Raw genomic sequence first — 4,987 nt, forward strand, 5'->3', positions numbered from 1 at the left:
GCCTTCGGCATGGACGCGGTCGACATCTACGGGCTGACCGAGGTGATCGGCCCGGGCGTGTCGATGGAATTCCGCGACACCAAGGACGGGCTGCACGTCTGGGAGGACCATTTCTATCCGGAGATCATCGACCCGGCGACGGGCCGCGTGCTGCCGGACGGGGAACTCGGCGAACTCGTCTTCACCTCCCTGACCAAGGAGGCGTTTCCGGTGATCCGCTACCGCACCCGCGACCTGACCCGGCTCCGCCCCGGCACGGCGCGGCCCGCCATGCGCCGCATGGACAAGGTGACGGGCCGCTCGGACGACATGATCATTTTGCGCGGCGTCAACGTGTTCCCGTCGCAGATCGAGGAGGCGCTGCTCGGCTGCGCCTGGTGCGGCGGCCATTTCGTGATCGAACTCACGCGGGTGGGCCGCCTCGACGAGATGACCATCCTGGCCGAAGCCCGGCCGGAGCATTGGAGCCCGGACGGGCTCGGGCCCGAAGGGGAGGGCCTGGCCCGTCGGATCAAGGGCTCCATCGGCATCGCGGCCCGCGTCGCGATCCAGCCGCCCGGGACGCTGGAACGCTCGGCCGGGAAGGCGAAGCGGGTTCTGGACCGGAGGCCGCGCGACTGACCGGCTCGGGGGCTGAAGCCTCCTAAACGGCCGCATCCCGCACTGTCGGAAACCGACAAACGGGCCCTGACCGGGAACTTGGCGAGCAGCCGGGCTTCTCGTTCATCACAGAGGACGCTGGCCCATGTTCATGCGCATCGACAGGTTGCAGGCCGAACTGCCCGAGCCCAAGGCTCCGAATCCCAACGCGGCCGCCGCTCTTCAGGAGCTTCTCGGCGGCAAATACGGGGAGATGTCCACGCTCGGGAACTACATGTTCCAGAGCTTCAACTTTCGCAACAAGACCCAGCTTCGCCCGTTCTACAGCCTCGTGTCGGCGATCTTCACGGAAGAACTCGGCCATGTCGAGCTCGTCTCGACCGGCATCGCCATGCTGAACAACGGTCCCGGCGACCCGAAGGAGAATGTCGACGTCTCCAAGGCGCCGTTCAAGGACATGCAGGACGTGCGGTCCGCCGCCTCGTTCTTCTCCTATGGCGGCGGGGCCGCGCCGGTGAACTCGAATTCCATGTCCTGGAACGTCGACATGGTGACGACCACCGGCAACCTGATCATGGACCTGCTGCACAATTTCCATCTGGAATGCGGCGCCCGCCTGCACAAGCTGCGGGTCTACGAGACCATGACCGAGCCGACCGGTCGCGAGGTCTGCGGCTACCTGCTCGTCCGCGGCTCGGTCCACGCGCACGCCTATGCGCTCGCCCTGAAGAAGCTCACCGGCGTCTCCATCGAGAACATGCTGCCGGTGCCCAACATTCCGCTCGACTACATTCCGGAATGCCAGAAGTACCTGCAGGAGGGCAGCCACCGCCGCCTCTACCGCTTCGGTTCGCCCGATTACGCCGAGGCCGCGGGCGTGTGGTCGAACGACGAGGTCGCGCTGCCGAGCGACCCGCCGGGCTCGCTCGAAATCGTCGACGGTCCGCCGGAAGGCGGCAAGATGGCCGAGCTGCTCGGGAATTACGGGGCTTTCGCGCCCGACTACGCTCCGCAGGAAATGTTCGAGGTCGCGACCAAGCTCTACAAGAAGAGCCGCTAGACGGGCCAAACCGCCCGTCGCCGCCGTCCAGCCCGGTCGGGCTGGACGGCATGGAACCGGGCCGCGAGATCGGCTAGCCCTGGGCCGCCGCCGCCGCCCAGGATGCACCATGATCGGCCACGAATTCCTCCACGCCCCCGGGCCCACCCATGTGCCCGACCGGGTGCTGCGGGCCATGCACCGCCAGCCGCTCGATCTGGTGGACGCGCGGCTGCACGCCATTGCGCAGACCTGCTTTAGCGACCTGGCGGCCGTGTTCAGGACCTCGGGCCATGTCTTCGTCTACGCGGCCAACGGCCATGGCGGCTGGGAAGCCGCGCTCGGCAACATCTGCGTGCCGGGCGACACGGTGCTGGTGCCGGAGGTCGGGCATTTCTCGTCCGCCTGGGCGGATCATGCCCGCGCGCTCGGGCTCGTCACCGAGTCGATCCCGGGTGATTGGCGGCACGCGATCGACCCTCAGGCGGTGGAGGACCACCTGCGCCGCGACGGGGCGGGCCGGATCAAGGCCGTGCTGGCCGTGCAGGTGGATACCGGCACGGGCATCGTCAACGACATCGCCGCAATCCGGGCGGCGATGGACGCAGCCGGCCACCCCGCGCTGCTGGTCGCCGACACGATCGCCTCGCTGGGTGCCATGCCGTTCGAGATGGATGGCTGGGGCGTCGATGTCGCGATTGCGGCCTCCCAGAAGGCGCTGATGTGCCCGCCGGGCCTCGCCATCCTGGCCGCCAATGCCCGCGCCGTGGAGGTCTCCGCCCGGCTGCCCCGCCATCAGCGCTACTGGGACTGGCAGCCGCGCCTCGGCGAGGCCTCCTACATGAAGTTCTGCGGCACCATGCCGGAGGGGCTGTTCTTCGGCTTGCGCGAGGCTCTGGACATGATCGGCGAGCAGGGCCTGCCGGAGATCTGGCGCCGGCACGCGCGGCTCGCCGGCGCGGTCGGGCGGGCCGTCGAGTGCTGGGGGGAGGCGGGCGCGCTCTCGTTCAACGCGCTGCGGCCGGCCGAACGGGCCGTGACCGTGACCGCGATCCGCACCGCCGGATCCGTCGATGCCGACCGGATCCGCAGCCATGCGCGCCAGCAGCTCGGGGTGTCGGTCGCCGGCGGGCTCGGGGCGCTGGCCGGTCACGCCTTCCGGATCGGCCACCTCGGCGACCTGAACGAGCCCATGATCCTCGGCTGCCTCGCCGCCCTGGAGCTCTGCTTCCTGGAGCTCGGGGTGCCGCATGGCCGGCACGGGGTGCGGGCCGCCATCGACTATCTGGCGGCGAGCCGGGCCGAGCCGATGGCGGCCGCCGCCTGACGGGCTACGCCCAGGCCTGCAGGCGCTGCGCGGCCGCTGCCACGGCCGCCTGGCGGCCCTCACGCCGGTAATAGACGCCCCGGATCTGGATCTCGGAGGCGATGGCGCGGACGAAGGCGTCCCGCAATTCGGGGCGGGGTGGCTCGGCTTCGGCCCAGAAGCGGTCGAGCGGCCCCTGGAAGGTGAGCCCGTCGATGTCGAACACCGCCGCCCCGAGCGTGATCACCGGGTGGCTGGCCCGCAGGGCCCAGAGGCCCACCGTGGAGTTCACGGTGACGACCCCGCGGGCGCCCTCGAGCAGCAGCACCAGGGAGCCTCCGTCCACGAACCGCACCCGCTCCGGAACGCCCCAGCGCCGGGCCGAGCGCCGCACGATGCGGGCCCAGTTGCGCAGGCCCGGATCGAGCGGGTGGACCTTGATCACGAGCATCGTGTCCTTCGGCGCGTGTTCGGCGAAGGAGCGGATGACCTTGTGGATCGGCGTCTTGAGGTCGTTGAAGGGCGAATAGGCCCGCAGCTGGAAGTCGGTCTCCATCTGCAGCGGGAACACGTAATAGGGCACCCGCAGGGTCGCGAGCGCGGCGATCAGCCGGTCGGCCCTGGGCCCGTTGTAGCGGGTGCGCAGGAAATGCAGGCCGGTCCCGACATAGACCAGGGCCGGGTGATGCACCTGGTGCGAGCGGTAGCCCGGATAGAGGAAGAACAGCAGCGACGACGAGATGTGGTACAGGATGTCCCAGCAGGCCTGGGTGACGAAACTGTCCTTGTAGCGCGGCTGCAGGTCCGGCTCCGGCGCCCGGCGGCCGAGTTCCAGCACCGCCTCGGGGTCGCGCGGGAAGCGGGAATCGGCGGACATGCCGTCCGGTTCGAGGGTGATCCAGTCCGGCCGCAGATAGCCGAAATCGGTCACCGTGACCCGCACGCCCCGGGCCTTGGCGGCGGCGATGGCCACCTTGTGGTAGAACCGCTGCTCGCCCAGGAGCACGAGGTCGGTGACGCCTTCGCGGTCCAGCAGATCGGACACGAAGGCGGGCCAGCTCTCGCGCCTGCCCCGGAAGTTCAGCGCTCCCGGGCGGCGCCAGAACAGCCAGTCGCCGAAGCACAGATTGACCCTGAGGCAGCGGTGGCCGGCGCGCTCCAGCGCGTCCGCGACCTCCGCGAAGAACGGCGTGACCGGACCCTGCAGGAACAGGAATGTGCCGCGGCCGCCCGGGCCGGCCTCTGCAGAACTCGCCTCGCTTGACGCCACGCCGCTCCACCCTTCCGCCGGGCTGCATACCGCCCGGACCGCGCCGGCCGCAACCCACAGGCCCCGGGCCGCGCCGCCGCAGGGCGGCAGCGCGGTTGCCCGTCGGGCGGCCCCGGTCCACAACATGGGGCAGGCGCCCGCAGCGGCGCCAGCACGGGAGCAAGCGGCATGGCGGGGGTGGAACGGGCGAAGACGGTGAAGCCGGAGAACCTCCGCTCCAAGGCCTGGTTCGACAACCCGGACAATCCCGGCATGACGGCGCTCTATCTCGAGCGCTACCTGAATTTCGGCCTCACGCCCGAGGAGCTGCGCGCCGGCCGGCCGCTGATCGGCATCGCCCAGACGGGCTCCGACCTCTCGCCCTGCAACCGCCACCACCTCGAACTCGCCAAGCGCGTCCGCGAGGGCATCACCGCCGCCGGCGGACTGGCGATGGAATTCCCGGTGCACCCGATCCAGGAGACCGGCAAGCGCCCGACGGCGGCGCTCGATCGCAATCTCGCTTATCTCGGCCTCGTCGAAGTCCTGTTCGGCTATCCGCTGGACGGCGTGGTGCTGACCACCGGCTGCGACAAGACCACCCCGGCCTGCCTGATGGCCGCCGCGACGGTCAACCTGCCGGCGATCGTATTGTCCGGCGGGCCGATGCTGAACGGCTGGCATGACGGCGCGCGCACCGGCTCCGGCACGGTGGTGTGGAAATCGCGCGAGCGGCTCGCCACCGGCGAGATCGACTATGAAGAGTTCATGTCGATCGTCGCCTCCTCGGCGC

4 protein-coding genes and 1 pseudogene are annotated in these 4,987 nt (G+C 70.0%); 4 read left to right on the forward strand and 1 reads right to left on the reverse strand.

What is annotated here, in order from left to right:
- From JWR86_RS13880 to JWR86_RS13890, 3 genes and pseudogenes are all read left to right on the forward strand, one after another.
- Positions 1-621 (forward strand): annotated as a pseudogene (locus tag JWR86_RS13880) (phenylacetate--CoA ligase); the annotation flags it as partial.
- Between the two features lie 124 nt (positions 622-745).
- Complete coding sequence (locus JWR86_RS13885) at positions 746-1,660, forward strand: manganese catalase family protein (RefSeq protein WP_299566626.1); 915 nt, start codon at positions 746-748, stop codon at positions 1,658-1,660.
- Between the two features lie 109 nt (positions 1,661-1,769).
- Positions 1,770-2,966: an aminotransferase class V-fold PLP-dependent enzyme gene (locus JWR86_RS13890; RefSeq protein ID WP_299566627.1), complete on the forward strand. Its 1,197-nt coding sequence runs from the start codon at positions 1,770-1,772 to the stop codon at positions 2,964-2,966.
- A 4-nt stretch (positions 2,967-2,970) separates the two neighbouring features.
- Here the strand turns inward: JWR86_RS13890 and JWR86_RS13895 are convergent, their stop codons facing one another.
- A complete protein-coding gene (locus JWR86_RS13895; protein WP_299566629.1) occupies positions 2,971-4,215 on the reverse strand; it encodes a capsular biosynthesis protein in 1,245 nt (414 codons plus the stop codon).
- Between the two features lie 168 nt (positions 4,216-4,383).
- On the opposite strand from JWR86_RS13895, the gene JWR86_RS13900 reads away from it, so the two are divergent.
- On the forward strand, positions 4,384-4,987 hold a 604-nt coding region (locus tag JWR86_RS13900), incomplete at its 3' end, for a dihydroxy-acid dehydratase (RefSeq protein ID WP_299566631.1).

It is taken from the genome of Enterovirga sp., assembly GCF_028290205.1.
Lineage (GTDB): Bacteria > Pseudomonadota > Alphaproteobacteria > Rhizobiales > Beijerinckiaceae > Enterovirga.